General features: G+C 64.9%; 14 protein-coding genes. 4 read left to right on the top strand and 10 right to left on the bottom strand.

Translation table 11 applies throughout. The annotated features are described in order from the left end of the window. Nucleotides 1-97: 97 nt before the first annotated feature. From ccoP to XI03_RS14150, 6 genes are all read right to left on the bottom strand, one after another. Complete coding sequence (gene ccoP / locus XI03_RS14175; RefSeq protein ID WP_028143085.1) at nt 98-973, bottom strand: cytochrome-c oxidase, cbb3-type subunit III; 876 nt, start codon at nt 971-973, stop codon at nt 98-100. Nucleotides 974-979: 6 nt separating this feature from the next. Beyond that, nucleotides 980-1,144, bottom strand: a complete 165-nt coding sequence (locus XI03_RS14170) for a cbb3-type cytochrome oxidase subunit 3 (RefSeq protein WP_018322742.1) — start codon at nt 1,142-1,144, stop codon at nt 980-982. Between the two features lie 13 nt (nt 1,145-1,157). Further along, nucleotides 1,158-1,892, bottom strand: a complete 735-nt coding sequence (gene ccoO / locus XI03_RS14165; protein ID WP_018322741.1) for a cytochrome-c oxidase, cbb3-type subunit II — start codon at nt 1,890-1,892, stop codon at nt 1,158-1,160. 11 nt (nt 1,893-1,903) lie between these two features. Next, the gene (ccoN, locus tag XI03_RS14160; RefSeq protein ID WP_038946982.1) at nt 1,904-3,553 is read right to left on the bottom strand and encodes a cytochrome-c oxidase, cbb3-type subunit I; all 1,650 of its coding nucleotides are present in this window, start codon (nt 3,551-3,553) and stop codon (nt 1,904-1,906) included. A 222-nt stretch (nt 3,554-3,775) separates the two neighbouring features. Next, complete coding sequence (locus tag XI03_RS14155) at nt 3,776-4,201, bottom strand: CBS domain-containing protein (protein WP_028143087.1); 426 nt, start codon at nt 4,199-4,201, stop codon at nt 3,776-3,778. A 34-nt stretch (nt 4,202-4,235) separates the two neighbouring features. Beyond that, complete coding sequence (locus XI03_RS14150; RefSeq protein WP_028143088.1) at nt 4,236-5,069, bottom strand: universal stress protein; 834 nt, start codon at nt 5,067-5,069, stop codon at nt 4,236-4,238. 200 nt (nt 5,070-5,269) lie between these two features. Between XI03_RS14150 and fixL the strand changes: the two genes are divergently transcribed. The 4 genes from fixL (at nt 5,270) to XI03_RS14130 (ending at nt 8,714) form a co-directional block, all read left to right on the top strand. After that, nucleotides 5,270-6,787, top strand: coding sequence for a sensor protein FixL (fixL, locus tag XI03_RS14145; protein WP_271592466.1), 1,518 nt, complete (start codon nt 5,270-5,272; stop codon nt 6,785-6,787). Between the two features lie 17 nt (nt 6,788-6,804). Beyond that, the gene (fixJ, locus tag XI03_RS14140; RefSeq protein WP_271592465.1) at nt 6,805-7,422 is read left to right on the top strand and encodes a response regulator FixJ; all 618 of its coding nucleotides are present in this window, start codon (nt 6,805-6,807) and stop codon (nt 7,420-7,422) included. A 73-nt stretch (nt 7,423-7,495) separates the two neighbouring features. Further along, the gene (locus XI03_RS14135) at nt 7,496-7,912 is read left to right on the top strand and encodes a response regulator transcription factor (RefSeq protein WP_028143091.1); all 417 of its coding nucleotides are present in this window, start codon (nt 7,496-7,498) and stop codon (nt 7,910-7,912) included. 103 nt (nt 7,913-8,015) lie between these two features. Beyond that, nucleotides 8,016-8,714: a helix-turn-helix domain-containing protein gene (locus XI03_RS14130; protein WP_026202804.1), complete on the top strand. Its 699-nt coding sequence runs from the start codon at nt 8,016-8,018 to the stop codon at nt 8,712-8,714. A gap of 79 nt (nt 8,715-8,793) precedes the next feature. On the opposite strand, the gene XI03_RS14125 is transcribed toward XI03_RS14130, so the two are convergent. Genes XI03_RS14125 through XI03_RS14110 form a run of 4 tightly spaced genes read right to left on the bottom strand, consistent with a single transcriptional unit; the run spans nt 8,794 to nt 14,669 of the window. Next, the gene (locus XI03_RS14125; protein WP_028143093.1) at nt 8,794-10,080 is read right to left on the bottom strand and encodes an MFS transporter; all 1,287 of its coding nucleotides are present in this window, start codon (nt 10,078-10,080) and stop codon (nt 8,794-8,796) included. Nucleotides 10,081-10,103: 23 nt separating this feature from the next. After that, entirely contained in the window at nt 10,104-10,622 is a 519-nt protein-coding gene (locus XI03_RS14120) for a PRC-barrel domain-containing protein (RefSeq protein ID WP_165637756.1), read from the bottom strand. A 20-nt stretch (nt 10,623-10,642) separates the two neighbouring features. Further along, the gene (locus tag XI03_RS14115; protein WP_271592464.1) at nt 10,643-12,847 is read right to left on the bottom strand and encodes an amylo-alpha-1,6-glucosidase; all 2,205 of its coding nucleotides are present in this window, start codon (nt 12,845-12,847) and stop codon (nt 10,643-10,645) included. 58 nt (nt 12,848-12,905) lie between these two features. Continuing rightward, nucleotides 12,906-14,669 (bottom strand): ABC transporter ATP-binding protein, encoded by a 1,764-nt coding sequence (locus tag XI03_RS14110; RefSeq protein ID WP_028143096.1) that lies wholly within the window; start codon nt 14,667-14,669, stop codon nt 12,906-12,908. Nucleotides 14,670-14,741: the final 72 nt, after the last annotated feature.

The following is a 14,741-nucleotide window of genomic DNA, read 5'->3' as shown; positions in this document are numbered from 1 at the left end:
GAAAAGGTGCGATTGAACCTAGACCCGACACCGCCGCGTCAGTTGATCCAGCTCAAACGGGGGCACTTTTGTTCACCCCCGTCTGCAGCGAGATCTGCTATTTTCCACCGCCCAGCGAATGAACGTAGACCGCCATTGCCTTGATGGTGGCGGGATCGAGCCGCCCTTCCCAGGCCGGCATGACGCCGGCACGGCCCTGGCTGATGGTCTCGATCAGAGCCGCCTCGTCGGAGCCGTAGAGCCAGATCTTGTCGGTCAGGTTCGGGGCCCCCATCTCCTGGTTGCCCTTGCCGCCGTCGCCGTGGCAGGCGACGCAATTCTCCGCAAAGATCTTCTCGCCCTTGGCGGCATCGAAGCCGTTACGGGTCGAAAGGCCCGCCAGCGACCGCACGTAGTTGGCGACCGTGACGATCTCGTCGGACTTCAGCACGCCGTCCTTGCCGAAGGCGAGCATCTGGCCCTCATGGGTCTTGGCATGACCGGAGCGCGCGCCGAACTGGATGGTCTGCATGATCTGGTCGAGCGTGCCGCCCCACAGCCAGTCGTCGTCGTTCAGGTTCGGATAGCCCTTCGCGCCGGCGGCGCCGGAGCCGTGGCAGGGCGCGCAATTGTCGCCGAACACGGTCTTGCCCTTGGCGCGGGCGAGCGCCAGCAAGGCCGGATCCTTCTCGATGTCGGCGAGCGAGGCTGCGCCCAGCGCCGCCATCTTGTCACCGCGGATCTTCTCGAGGTTGGCGAGCTCGACCGCGACGTCGGCGCGCGAGGAGTAGCCGAACATGCCCGTAGTATTGCTTTGGATCAGCGGCCAGGCCGGATAGACGATCCAGTAGCCGATCGACCAGATGATGGTGAGGTAGAACGAGATCACCCACCAGCGCGGCAGCGGTGTGTTGAGCTCCTTGATACCGTCCCACTCGTGTCCGGTCGTGGACTTGCCGGAGACGGAATCGATGTCGCTATGATGATCGGTCATGGTCTCTCACTCCTCCCGCAACGGCAGGTGCGCTGCTTCGTCGAAGACAGCCTTGTTACGGGGCCAAAATGCGTAGGCGATGATCGCGAGAAAGATCGCGACGAACACCGGGGTCCAGATCGTCGTCACGAGCTCGGACGCTAGATTATGGACTGACAGGATAGCTTTCATCGTTCATGCCTTCTCAGCGAAGATTGGCTTTCTCGTTGTAGATCTTGAAGTCGACCAGCGTGCCGAGCATCTGCAGGTACGCAACCAGCGCGTCCATCTCGGTCGGCGTGCCGGCCTTGCCGTCGAAATTGCGTACGACGGCTTTGGCGTAGCGCTTGTTGAAGGCGTCGCCGCCGGAATTGTCCGGGTCGGCCTGGGCCTTCATGTCGGCGCCCGCGTTGGCGATCTGGTCGTCCGTGTACGGCGTGCCGACGGCCTTCAGCGTGCGCATGTGGTCGGCGATCGTGTCCGGGTCGACCTCGGTCTGGCTGAGGAACGGATAGCCCGGCATCACCGACTGCGGCACGATCGCGCGCGGGTTGGTCAGATGGGTGACGTGCCAGTCGTCGGAATACTTTGCGCCAACTCGGGCAAGGTCTGGACCGGTGCGCTTCGAGCCCCACTGGAACGGATGGTCGTACATGCTCTCGGCGGCGAGCGAGAAGTGGCCGTAGCGCTCGACCTCGTCGCGCAGCGGGCGGACCATCTGCGAGTGACAGAGATAGCAGCCCTCGCGAACGTAGACGTTGCGGCCCGCCAGCTCCAGCGGCGTGTAGGGCCTGACCCCGTCGACCTTCTCGATCGTGCTCTTGAGGTAGAACAGCGGGGTGATCTCGACGAGACCGCCGATCGCGATCACCAGCAGGATGCCGACGATCAGGATGATCGAGTTCTTTTCGAAGATTTGGTGGCGTGTCCAGAACGACATGGTGGAGCTCCTCATTCCGCCGGCTGAAGAGCGACGGGCATCTGGACTTCCGCCTCGCCGACGCGAACGGTCATCCAGAGGTTATAGGCCATGATCAACGAGCCGATCAGGAACAGCCCGCCGCCGGCGGCGCGGATGATGTAGAAGGGATGCATCGCCTCGACGGTCTCGATGAAGGAATATTCGAGGAAGCCGAGCGAAGTGTAGGCGCGCCACATCAGACCCTGGAGGATGCCGGACACCCACATCGCCGAGATGTAGAGGACGATGCCGAGGGTCGCGACCCAGAAGTGCCAGTTGACGAGCTTCAGGCTGTAGAGCCCCTTGCGATTCCAGGCCCACGGCACCAGGCAGTAGAGCGCGCCGAAGGACACGAAGCCGACCCAGCCGAGCGCGCCGGAGTGCACGTGGCCGATGGTCCAGTCGGTGTAGTGGCTGAGCGAGTTGACCACCTTGATCGACATCATCGGACCTTCGAAGGTCGACATGCCGTAGAAGGCGACGGAGACGACGAGCATGCGCAGCACGGGATCGGTGCGCAGCTTGTCCCAGGCACCCGACAGCGTCATCAGGCCGTTGATCATGCCACCCCAGGAGGGCATCCACAGCATGATCGAGAAGGTCATGCCGAGCGTCTGCGTCCAGTCGGGCAGCGCCGTGTAGTGCAGATGGTGGGGACCTGCCCAGATGTAGAGGAAGATCAGCGCCCAGAAGTGGATGATCGACAGCCGGTAGGAATAGATCGGCCGCTCGGCGCGCTTCGGAATGAAGTAGTACATGATGGCGAGGAAGCCGGCGGTCAGGAAGAAGCCGACCGCGTTGTGGCCGTACCACCACTGGAACATGGCGTCCTGGATGCCGCCCCAGGCGACGTAGGACTTCGAGCCGAACACCGAGACGGGAAGCGCCGGGTTGTTGCCGAGATGCAGCACCGCGATCGTCACGATGAAGGCGAGATAGAACCAGTTCGCGACGAAGATGTGCGGTTCCTTGCGCTTGATGACCGTGCCGAGGAAGACGAGCAGATAGGTCACCCAGACGATCGTCAGCCACAAATCGGCATACCATTCCGGCTCGGCATATTCCTTCGACTGGGTGACGCCGAGCAGATAGCCGGTGCCGGCGACGAGAATGAAGAAATTGTAGCCCACCACGACGAACCAGGGCGCGAGGTCGCCGGCGAGGCGCGCGCGGCAGGACTTCTGCACCACGTAGAACGACGTGCCGATCAGCACATTGCCGCCGAAGGCGAAGATCACGGCGGAGGTGTGCAGCGGCCGCAGCCGGCCGAAGCTGGTCCAGGGCAGATCGAAATTCAGCGCGGGCCAGGCCAGCTGAGAGGCGATGATGAGGCCGACGAGAAAGCCCGCGATGCCCCAGAACATCGCCATGAAGGCGGTGAACTTGATCGGCCCCATGTTGTAGTTGGGGCGGCCGTTGATCTCCGCCGGCGGCAGCGTAGCCGGCCGATCGAGATAGCGGTTGACGATGACGAACACTGCGGCAAGGCTCGCTGCCGCACTGAGCGCGGCATGGAAGGCGAACGGCGCATCCAGCGCCTTGGCCGAGGCGATCACGCAGAGGAAGGCGGTGACTGCGAACACGACAGCCAAGCCGCTTTCACCGATGGTCATGGATTTGGAAATGGAGGGCTGGCTCATGCGGATTCTCTCTGAAAGAACACAGCGCCAGAAACCACATTCACCCTCACTCGGAATTGATTGAAATCAAGACAGGCATTTAAGTTCTCCGTAGCCGGCGATGATCCCTTTGGTTCCCTTGAAATCTCGACACGCGAGCAGGCCGGCCGGGCGTGACGCGCAAACGGGAATAGCCTCCGTATAATCACGGAGGCGACAATGAAATCGATCAGGGATAGTCCGTCAGTCGCGCGCGGTCGCCTTCAGCGCCGCGATGACATCCTCGCGGGCGATGATTCCGACCAGCTTCTGCGCACCGTCGAGCACGATGATGCTCCTGATGCGGTGCTCCACCATGATCTGGAGCACGCGCGTCAGCCGCGTGTCGGGGCTGACATAGATGAACTCGGGCGTCATGACGTCGCCGATCTTGCGGCTCATCAGGTCGTGATAGCGGGGCAGCATCTGGCTCGGCGTGAAGGCGAAGCACTTCAGGATGTCGAATTTGGTGACGATGCCGACCACCTGCCCGTCGTCCTCGACCGGATAGGAGTTGAAATCATCGGTCTCGAACATCTCGCTGAGCTCGAGCAGGTCACGGTCGCGCTGCACCGCCTTGACGTTGCGCGTCATGTAGCCGTCGACGGTCTGTTCAAGAAATCTGTACACGGCGCGTCCTCCTCGATTCGATTCTGGCCGGCCGTCAGTGCGACAGCAGCACGCTGCGGGCGGTCTGCGTGACCAGATATTGGGTGACGCCTCCCAGGATCAGTTCACGAAACCTCGAATGACCATAGGCGCCCGCAACGATCAGGCCGGCATCGACGTCGCCGGCGACTTTCTCCAATTGCGCGGCGGCGGTTTCGTTCCGGGCGCCTTCGTAGATGCGCGCGGTCGCGGTGACGCCGTGGCGGGCGAGCCAGGCGGCAACGTCGGTGACGCCGGCCATCACGACCGAACGGTCGTCGTCGCGCTCCGGAATTGTGGTGATGGTGACGTCCCTCGCCTTGCGCAGCATCGGCAGCGCGTCGGACACGGCCCGCCGGGCCTCCGGCGTGTCCTTCCACGCCACCAGCACATTCCGCAGATCGAGCCAATTGACCCGATCGGGGACGACGAGAAGCGGACGGCCGGCCTGCATCACCAGGTCCTTGGGGCTCGCGAGCGCGAACGCATCGGAGAAGGCCGGGCTCTGCCCGCCGCTGACGACGATGTCGGCGCAGCGCGCCTGCGCCAGGACGAATCGCGCCGGAAAGTCCATGGCGCTGCGCCACTCCGCATATCCGCCGCGATTCCTGGTGGCGGCGCGGAATTGCGCCTCGAGGCCAGCCAGCCGCCGCTTGACCGAAGCTTCGCCCTCGTCGATCAGCGCTTGCGCCTCGGCGCCGTCGGTGAAATAGAGCGGCGGCGCGAACTGGGCCGCGGCGACCCCGACGATATCAGCCTCGAATCGCTCGGCGAGCTCGCCCGCGACCTGAAGACGCGCTTCGTTGGACTGGTCGAGCGCCAGGCTGACCATCACCGTCGCGTATGTCATCGTAATTCTCCAGTGCCAAGACTTTGGTGAAATTTACGCCTGCCTCCGCACATCGGGATGAGATAGATCAAGGAGGGCGCCGGCGCTCGACTTGCCGTCAATCGGCAAACCGACAGAACTTGCCTCCGGCCCGGCCTTAGGCGACATTAGGGGAGCGGTAACCGTGTCCGGAGCCGCCGCATCAGGATGAGGAGCATCATTTGTCGCCGACCCGCGTAACGCACTCGCAGGACGACGGTCGGGGCGAACGATTTCGCGTTCGGATCGAGGGGTTCGGCGTCGGCACCTGGGACCTCGACCTCGCGACACGGGAATTGGACTGGTCCGATACCGCCAGGGCTCTGCTCGGCGCCGAACCGGGTCAGCCGGCGAGCTACGATCTCTTCCTGTCGCGGCTTCAACCGACCGATAGGGAGCGGGTCGAGAGCGCAATCAAGCGCGTTTCCGAGCGTGGCGGCAGCTTTGACGTGTCTTTCAAGGTCGCGAACCCCTCAGGCAACGGGCAATGGATTCGCGCCCGAGCCGGACTCATTCGGGACGAAGCCGGCACGGCGCGTCATCTCAGCGGCATCTTTCTCGACATCGACGAGGAAAAGCAGGTGGAGGAGGCGCTGCGCACGCGCGAGACCCACCTCCGCTCGATTCTTCATACTATTCCCGACGCCATGATCGTCATCGACGGCCACGGCATCATGCAGCTGTTCAGCACGGCTGCGGAGCGCCTGTTCGGCTGGTCCGAGCACGAGGCGATCGGTCAGAACGTCAGCATTCTGATGCCGGAGCCTGATCGCACCCGCCACGACGGCTACATCGCCCGCTACCGCTCCACGAACGATCCGCACATCATCGGCATCGGCCGCATCGTGACCGGCAAGCGCCGCGACGGCACGACATTTCCGATGCACCTGTCGATCGGAGAGATGGAATCCGCCGGCGAGCCCTATTTCACCGGATTCGTCCGCGACCTCACCGAGCACCAGCAGACCCAGGCCCGGCTCCAGGAATTGCAATCCGAGCTCGTCCACGTCTCGCGACTGACTGCGATGGGCGAAATGGCCTCCGCGCTCGCCCACGAGCTCAATCAGCCACTGGCCGCGATCAGCAACTACATGAAGGGATCGCGGCGGCTGCTCGCCGGCAGCACCGACGCGAACACGCCGAAGATCGAAAGCGCGCTGGATCGCGCGGCGGAGCAGGCCTTGCGCGCCGGCCAGATCATCCGGCGCCTGCGCGACTTCGTCTCGCGCGGCGAGTCGGAGAAGCGGGTCGAGAGCCTGTCCAAGCTGATCGAGGAGGCCGGCGCGCTCGGGCTTGCCGGCGCGCGCGAGCAGAACGTACAGCTCCGCTTCAGCCTCGATCCCGACGCCGATCTCGTCCTCGCCGACCGGGTGCAGATCCAGCAGGTGCTGGTCAATCTGTTCCGCAACGCGCTGGAGGCGATGGCGCAGTCGCCGCGCCGCGAGCTCGTCGTCGCCAACACCCGCGTCGCCGACGACATGATCGAGGTGGAGGTCTCCGACACCGGCTCCGGCTTCCAGGGCGACGTCATTCCAAACCTGTTTCAGACCTTCTTCACCACCAAGGAAACCGGCATGGGCGTGGGACTGTCCATCAGCCGCTCGATCATCGAGGCTCACGGCGGCCGCATGTGGGCCGAGAGCAATGAATCGGGCGGCGCGACATTCCGCTTCACCTTGCCGGCGACCGCCGAGAACTGACTGACGAGAACCGATTCATGACGACCAAGGGACATGTCTACGTCATCGACGACGATGCGGCGATGCGGGATTCGCTGAACTTCCTGCTGGATTCCGCCGGCTTCGGCGTCACGCTGTTCGACAATGCGCAGAGCTTCATCGACGCCCTGCCCGGCCTCGCCTTCGGCTGCGTCGTCTCCGACGTGCGCATGCCGGGACTCGACGGGATCGAGCTGCTCAAGCGGATGAAGGCGCAGCAAAGCCCGTTTCCGATCCTGATCATGACCGGTCATGGCGACGTGCCGCTCGCAGTCGAGGCGATGAAGCTGGGGGCGGTCGACTTCCTGGAAAAGCCGTTCGAGGACGACCGCCTCACCACGATGATCGAATCGGCGATCCGCCAGGCCGAGCCCGCCGCCAGGAGCGAGGCCCTCACGCAGGACATCGCCGCCCGCGTCGCCTCCTTGAGTCCCCGGGAGCGCCAGGTCATGGAGGGGCTGATCGCGGGCCTGTCCAACAAGCTGATCGCCCGCGAATACGACATCAGCCCGCGCACCATCGAGGTCTACCGCGCCAACGTCATGACCAAGATGCAGGCCAACAGCCTGTCGGAGCTGGTCCGCCTCGCAATGCGCGCCGGCATGCTCAACGATTGAGGCAAGTCGGATAGGGGCAAACGGGATTGAGGCAAGTCAAGGCCCCTTCCCGGCGCCGTGCTAGCCAAGCAGCATGATCGAGGTCGGTTCACATCATGAGCGGCCGTCGTCCTCAGCGCTCCCCACCGTCTACGTGGTCGATGATGATGCCGCCGTCCTGGGCTCTCTGCGGTTCCTGCTGGAAACCGACGGCTTTGCCGTGCGGACCTTCAGGAGCGGCACCGCGCTGCTCAACGCCGGCGGCGCGCGCGGGGCGGACTGCTACGTGATCGACTACAAGATGCCCGACATCAACGGCATCGAGCTGGCGGGCCGCCTGCGCGAGGCCGACCGCGGCGCCCCCGTGATCCTGATCACCGGCTATCCGGACGAGAACATCTCGACCCGGGCGGCCGCGGCGGGCGTCAAAGACGTGGTTTTGAAGCCGCTTCTCGACGAAAACCTGATCAAGCGCATCCGCCGGGCCATTCAGGACCGCCCCCGCGCGTGACCTACGGGATTCTACGTAGGTAGACCCCCTTAAGATATCGCTCGAAATTTTCGAAGCCCCCGATACCGCGTACCAAAGCGTCATCACAACGGAGATGGCGCAGATGCTCACCCAGACCCTCAACACCCAGGCGATCAACACCCAGATTGTTGGCAAGATCGCCCCAGGCCATCCCGTTACCGACCAGTTCGGCGCCATCACCGGCCATGTCGGTCTCGTCGCCACCGAGTTCTCCTACCGCAAGGACGAGGAGATCTATGGCGAGGACGAGCCGGCCGAATATGTCTACCAGGTCGTGTCCGGCGCAGTGAGCAGCTACAAGCTCCTGTCCGACGGCCGCCGCCAGATCGGCGCCTTCCATCTTCCCGGCGACGTGTTCGGCCTCGAATCCGGTCCCGCTCACCGCCTTGCTGCCGAAGCCATCATCGACACCACCGTGCGCCTCGTGAAGCGCGCCAGCCTCGAGAAGGCCGCCGGCACCGACGTCCAGGTCGCCCGCAAGCTCTGGGCCATGACCGCCTCTGAGCTGCGCCATGCCGAGGATCACATGCTGCTGCTGGGCCGCAAGACCGCGATGGAGCGCGTTGCGACCTTCCTGCTCGAAATGGACCGCCGCCTCGCCGTTGCCGGCATGATGGCGCTGCCGATGTGCCGCCGCGACATCGGCGACTATCTCGGCCTCACCCTCGAAACCGTGTCGCGCGCGCTGTCGCAGCTTCACGCCCAGGGGATTCTGGGCTTCTCCGGCGCCCGCCAGATCGTGCTGCGCAACCGCCAGCGCCTGCAACATCTCGACGCCTGATCTCCGCCTGATCTTCCTCCTCCCTACCCACTTGGCCGGCCGAACGCGTTTCGGCCGGCCATTTTCTTTGGGCCGCGAATCAAGCCGTGCGCCGCGTCTCCGGCATCACGAAAAGAATCAGCAAGAGCCCGGTCGCGGCAACGCCGGACAGCCCGATGAAGGCGGTCGCATTGCCGAACTTGTCGCTGACATAGCCTCCGAGCGCAGTGCTTAAGGACGCGCCGATGCCGATCGCAGTGCCGACGATGCCCTGCGCCAGGTTGAAATGGCCGCTGCCGAAGGCGACATCGGCCACGATCAGCGGAATCATCACCGCGAACACCGCCGCAGTGAGGCCGTCGAACACCTGCACTGCGACCAGCAGATACGGATCACGCACGGTCGCAAACAGCAGGCCGCGAATCGTCAGCGCGCCGAATCCGATCAGGAGCAACGGCCGCCGGCCCCACGCTTGCGCCTTGCGCCCGACCGTCGGCGACAGCAGCGCCACGATCGCTTGCGGAACGACGATGCAAAAGGCGACGAGCACCGTCGCCCATTGGGCGGACCGCGCCGTCACAGCGCTCGCCATCAGCGGCATCATCGCGGCATTCGCCAGCTGCAACAACAGCACGCTGAGGGCGAAGACGATGAGCGGCCGCTGCCGGATCAGGTGCCAGATATTGGTGTCGCCACGGTCCGCCGCTTCGCGCGGCATCTCGCCGTGGCAGCGCGCAATGTCGACCTCGTGCTCGCGGATGCGCGAGAGGGCGATCAGGGTCGGAATCGCGAGCAGGAATGTGACCAGGAAGACCGAGCGGCTCGACAGCAGATAGCCCGCGGTGCCCATCACCGCCGCCGCTACGCCGTTGCCGAGCGAGGCAAAGCGCGCGTTGCGGCCGAGCCGCTCGCCGATCGCGAGCGGGCCGACGAGGCCAAGGCTGATCGCCGCAATCGCCGGCCCCAGCACGCAGCTCGCCGCCGCATGCAGGGTGGCCGCGGCCACCACCACCGGAAAGATCGGCATCGCGGCATAGGCCAGCGCGCAAGCGCCGATGGTGGCGATCGCAAGGGCGGCGACCAGTCGCTCCGATTTGGCGGCATCGATGATCGCCCCGCCCGGCATCTGCCCGATCAACGCGACGATACCGCCGATCGACAGCACGAGGCCGATCTCGACCTGGGTCCATTTCTGGGTCGTCAGATAGACTGCGATGAAGGGACCGAATCCGGTCTGCACGTCGGCGAGGAAGAAGATGAACCAGTCGAGGCCACGCAGGCTCTGGCGCGACGGCGCAGGAATGCCCGCGGCCGATGGCGCGGTGACGTTGTCCTGCTCGGCGCGGCCGTCACGATCCGCATGGTTCGGCTTCCTCGACAACAGCACAGGCGGTCAGCCCTCCCGGCACCTCACTGGATCGCTTGCAGCGGTTGAAGGCTGCCGGACGCGCCGAGCACGACGATCGGCGTGTCTTCCTTGTATTCCGGCGCGGCCGCGACCTGCGCCTTGGTCAGTTCCAGCGTGATGCTGTCCTTCTTGTTGGCAATCTTGCCGAAGCGCAATGCGTTCCAATCCACCACGATCTTGCGGCTGCCGACCCCGAGAAATCCGCCGAAATCGATGGCCGCGGCGCGGACATGGCCGCCGCGGTCGACGATGACGTCGACGATGCGACCCATGTCCTCATCCGCGGCGCTACGCACGTCGCGGCCGAGCACGCCATGGGCCTCGCTCGCGCCGATGATGGTCACCGACGGCGGGGGCGCGGCGTCCTTCGGCGTGACCGGGACGGCCGAGGTCGGCGACGGTGCCGTCGGCGCTTTCGCCTCGCTCTGTCCTGCAGGCGGCTCCTCTGCGGCGCGCGACGTGGCCACCGCCAGGCCCGCGACGATGGCTATGCCTAGGATCAACGCTCCGATCGCACGCATGACACTCTCCCTGCGCGCCGCTAGCGCGCCAGCACGATCGACACCTGGATCTGGCCGCGCGTGCGCAAGACTTCCAGCGCCACGTCGTCGGCGTGTCGGCTGACACGAAGATCGACACTGGATTCGCCGAGCCTGAGATCGCGCAGGATCACCTCGTTGAGGAACGCCGGCAGATGCGGGTTGCGCAGGCGAATCTCGCTGCGCGCCACGTCGAACTCGATGCCGAGCGCCGCCTCCAGGAGCGTGAACGGCGTCGCGCTGGCCCAGGCCTGCGGCGCGCAGGCGACCGGATAGAGCGTCGGGCCGCGGCGCTTCTCGCGCCGGAAGCCGCAGAACAATTCGGGCAACCGGCGCAGGTCCATATAGGTGGCGGCGTCGAACAGCCCCTTGAAGACATGCGCGACCGAATGCTTGAGGCCGTAGCGCGCGAGCCCGAGCGCGATCAGCGCGTTGTCGTGCGGCCAGATCGACCCGTCATGATAGGACATCGGGTTGTAGCGCACTTCACCGACAGCGACCGTACGGATACCCCAACCCGAGAAGAAATGCGGCCGCATCAAATCGGCGGCGACGAGGCGGGCACGGTCCTCGCGGATCATGCCGCTGAACAGCACCTGGCCGGCGTTCGAGGTCCGCACCTTGCAGGGCCGCTTCTTGCCGTCGAGGGCGGGAGCGTAGCTGCCGAGCTCCTCGCACCAGAACGCCTTCTCGAAGCGCTCAGCCAGCGTCCTGGCTTCGGCCTCGAGCTTACGCGCACGGTCCGGCTTGCCGAGCCTCAGCGCGCAACGCGCAGCGAGCAGCTTGGCTGCGTAGACGTAGCCCTGGACTTCGGCGAGCGCGATATTGCCTTCCGCAAGCTGGCCGTCGGCATGGAAGATCGCATCGTACGAGTCCTTCCAGCCCTGGTTGGCGAGCCCCTTCTCGGTCGCGCGCTGGTATTCGACGAAGCCGTCCTGGTCCGGATCGCCGGGACCGTCGATCCAGGCCAGCCCCGCCTCGATCGCCGGCCATAGCTCGATCAAGGTCTTCTCGTCCCCGGTCCGCTCGAAATAGCTCCCGGCGAGCAGCACGAACAGCGCGGTCGAATCGACGCTGCCATAATATTGCGCGAACGGCACCTCGCGCAGCGCCGCCATCTCGCCGCCGCGCATCTCATGCAGGATCTTGCCGGGCGCGGCATCGGCGAGCGGATCTGTCGCCTTGGCCTGGAAATGCGCGAGCCGGCGCAACACGCCCTTGGCGACGCGCGGATCGACCCACAGCATCTGGAGCGCGGTGATCAGGCCATCTCGGCCGAACGTCGTCGAGTACCAGGGAATGCCGGCATAGGGATAACGCCCCTGCGGCGTCTCCGTCATCAGCATGTTGAGGTCGGCCATGGCCTGGCACAGCACCTCGTTGAAGATGTTGTTCGAGGTCTCGATGCTGGCGGCGCCCATCGTGGACCGGCGCATCTCGCGGCGATGGGCGAGCAGGCCCCTGAAGAAGCGTGCGGGCTTCTCCGCGACCGGCCGGTTGCAGGATACGGCGACGAACAGCGATTTGGATTCATGCGGGTCCAGCTCGATCTGCCAGGTCGCGGCATTCACCGACAGCCGCGTCGGACGCGGGTCGAAATGCAGGCCGGTGGTGCGCTCGGTGTCGTCGAGGCCGCGATATTCGAACAGGACGTCGGTCGGCCCGAGCAATTTGCTCGTGCCGGTCCCGCGGCGCGGGCGGCGCTCGCCGCGGACCTCGAACAGATCGGCAAAATCGTTGTCGAACAGCAACGTCAGCTCGAAACTGGCCCGCCCGTCGCCGTGGTTCTGCACGCCGATGCGCTGATAGGCCGTGCCGCGCCACAGGAAGATCGTGCGCACGATGTGCAGCAGGTCCTTCTGGAAGACGAGGCGGCCCTGACGGTAGATGTCGGGATTGGTGAGATCGACGGTGAGCGACGAATTATCGTCGCGCAGATTGGAGCCGAGCAGCAGCGGCTGGAGGTCGTCGAGCACGAGCTCCAGCCGCGCCAGATAGCGGGTGTCGTAGTGAAACAGACCGTCCGGCCCGCCGGCGGAGGCGCCGATGTCGCCATGGCTGTCGAGCACGATGAAGGTGTCGTCGTGCTTTAGGGATCGCCGCGGCCGGGCCGACGGCCCGGTCATGGGAATGTAGAAAGGCTGTTCCGCAACCTGTTCGGAGGTGCGCGTCACGGAGACGAATTGGGCTACGGCTTCGGCCGACATGAGCTGCTCCCCTGCGCTTGTTTCGAAACGCAACCGACTCGAGAACGCGACTGTGGGTTTACGCGGCGGCTTGCGCGAGCCGGCTCATTTCCCGCGTGACCAGCTCACGATATGGCCCGTGGCCCTGCATCAGACGCTCCGGCGAGCCGTCCTCGATGATCTTACCATGCTTCAGCACCACCACGCGGTCGAAATTGCGCAGCGTCGCCAAACGGTGCGCGATCGCGATGACGGTCCGGCCGCGCATGAGGCGCGACAGTGCCTCGCGGATCGCTTCCTCGGACTCGCTGTCGAGCGCGGCGGTCGCCTCGTCCAGCAGCAGGATCGGCGCATCCTTCAGGAAGGCGCGCGCGATCGCGATGCGCTGGCGCTGGCCGCCGGACATCTTGACGCCGCGGTCGCCGACCATGGTGTCGAGGCCATCGGGCAGGCTCTCGACGAAATCGCAGCGTGCTGCGATCGCCGCGCGCAGCACTTCGTCATCGGTCGCATTCGGCCGACCATAGCGGATATTCTCGCGGATGGAACGGTGGAACAGGGAAATGTCCTGGGGCACCACCGAGATCGCCTCGCGCAGGCTCTGCTGCGTGACCTTCGAAATGTCCTGGCCGTCGATCGTGATGCTGCCCTCGTCGGTATCGTAGAAGCGCTGCAGCAGCGTGAACAGTGTGGACTTGCCGCCGCCGGATTGGCCGACCAGGCCGACGCGCTGGCCGGGCTGGAGCCGCAGGCTGAAGCGCTCGAAGATCTTCTCGCCGCCGGGATAGCCGAAGGTGACGTTATTGTACGCGATCGCGGCGCCGCTCTTGACCAGGGGCTCCGCCTCGGGATGATCACGCAATTCGTGCGGCACCAGCAGCGTGGCGATCGCCTCGGTCAGCCGCGCAACGTGCTGGGTTACGTCGACCAGCGCCACCGCAAGGTCGCGCGTCGCGCTCAGGATGGAGATACCGAGCGTACAGACCAGCACCACGTCGCCGGTGGTCGCCTCGCCCTGCTGCCAGAGCGTGACTGCCCAGGCCATCAGCGCGATCGTCAGAAGCACGGTCACAGCGGCATGCAGCAGCCGCAGCTTTTCCAGATAACGCAGGCTGCGGCTTCGCGCGGTCAGTTCCCGGCTCACGGTCGCGTCGAACCGCTCGTGCTCGTGGCCGATACCGCAGAAGGCCCGCACCAGGGGCATGTTGCTGATGACGTCGATCATCTCGCCGTCGACGACGGCGGCCTTGTCGGCGAAATCGTCATGCAGCGGCTTGCCCGCGGCGGCGAGGCGGAACATCGCAACCACCATGCCGCCGGCAATCACGATCAGGCCAAGCGCCATGTAAGGACTGACGGTTCCAATCAGGGCGATTGCCGCAATTGTGGCAATGCAGGGCGGCAAAACGTTCCAGACGAACATGTTCTCAACCGTGAACACCGCGTTCGACGTCGCGGTGATACGGCTCGTCAACATGCCGGGCATCCGGTCCGAGAAGTAGCTCGGCGCGTGTCCGGTCAGATGACGAAATATGTCACGTCGTAAGTCTCCCGTGACACGAACGAAGGTGAAGCTCGCCGTCCAGCTCGCGATCCGCCACAGGAAGTTGTCAGCGGCGATCAGCGACATGAGTAAAATGAATGCCAGCCATACGCCGCCGCCTTGCGAAGGACCCGCAGACAAGGCGTCGACAAGGGATTTGACCCCGTATTGGGTGCCTACGGAGCAGGCAACCGCCGCAACGACCGCGGCCAGGATCACCAGATGCGATGCCATTCGCATCCGAAGATAGCGCAAGACAAAGGCAAATGGCCTGCGCGCGTATCCAGAAAGATGATCCATATGGCTATCGCCCCGTTTGCTGGTCTTCATTTTGTTACTGATCGACTGAACATCGACCAGTTCGCCTCGGTT

Origin of the sequence: Bradyrhizobium sp. CCBAU 65884 (genome assembly GCF_028128835.1) — a bacterium.
Lineage (GTDB): Bacteria > Pseudomonadota > Alphaproteobacteria > Rhizobiales > Xanthobacteraceae > Bradyrhizobium > Bradyrhizobium ottawaense.
The sequence above is the reverse complement of the archived record's forward strand: the minus strand, read 5'-3'. Positions and strand labels throughout refer to the sequence as shown.

Excerpts from the sequence above, each read along its gene's own strand:
- ccoP (WP_028143085.1), bottom strand. The coding sequence starts at position 973 with ATGACCGATCATCATAGCGACATCGATTCCGTCTCCGGCAAGTCCACG.
- XI03_RS14110 (WP_028143096.1), bottom strand. The coding sequence starts at position 14,669 with ATGGATCATCTTTCTGGATACGCGCGCAGGCCATTTGCCTTTGTCTTG.
- fixJ (WP_271592465.1), top strand. The coding sequence starts at position 6,805 with ATGACGACCAAGGGACATGTCTACGTCATCGACGACGATGCGGCGATG.
- XI03_RS14115 (WP_271592464.1), bottom strand. The coding sequence starts at position 12,847 with ATGTCGGCCGAAGCCGTAGCCCAATTCGTCTCCGTGACGCGCACCTCC.
- XI03_RS14120 (WP_165637756.1), bottom strand. The coding sequence starts at position 10,622 with ATGCGTGCGATCGGAGCGTTGATCCTAGGCATAGCCATCGTCGCGGGC.
- XI03_RS14150 (WP_028143088.1), bottom strand. The coding sequence starts at position 5,069 with ATGACATACGCGACGGTGATGGTCAGCCTGGCGCTCGACCAGTCCAAC.
- ccoO (WP_018322741.1), bottom strand. The coding sequence starts at position 1,892 with ATGTCGTTCTGGACACGCCACCAAATCTTCGAAAAGAACTCGATCATC.
- XI03_RS14135 (WP_028143091.1), top strand. The coding sequence starts at position 7,496 with ATGATCGAGGTCGGTTCACATCATGAGCGGCCGTCGTCCTCAGCGCTC.
- XI03_RS14130 (WP_026202804.1), top strand. The coding sequence starts at position 8,016 with ATGCTCACCCAGACCCTCAACACCCAGGCGATCAACACCCAGATTGTT.
- XI03_RS14170 (WP_018322742.1), bottom strand. The coding sequence starts at position 1,144 with ATGAAAGCTATCCTGTCAGTCCATAATCTAGCGTCCGAGCTCGTGACG.
- ccoN (WP_038946982.1), bottom strand. The coding sequence starts at position 3,553 with ATGAGCCAGCCCTCCATTTCCAAATCCATGACCATCGGTGAAAGCGGC.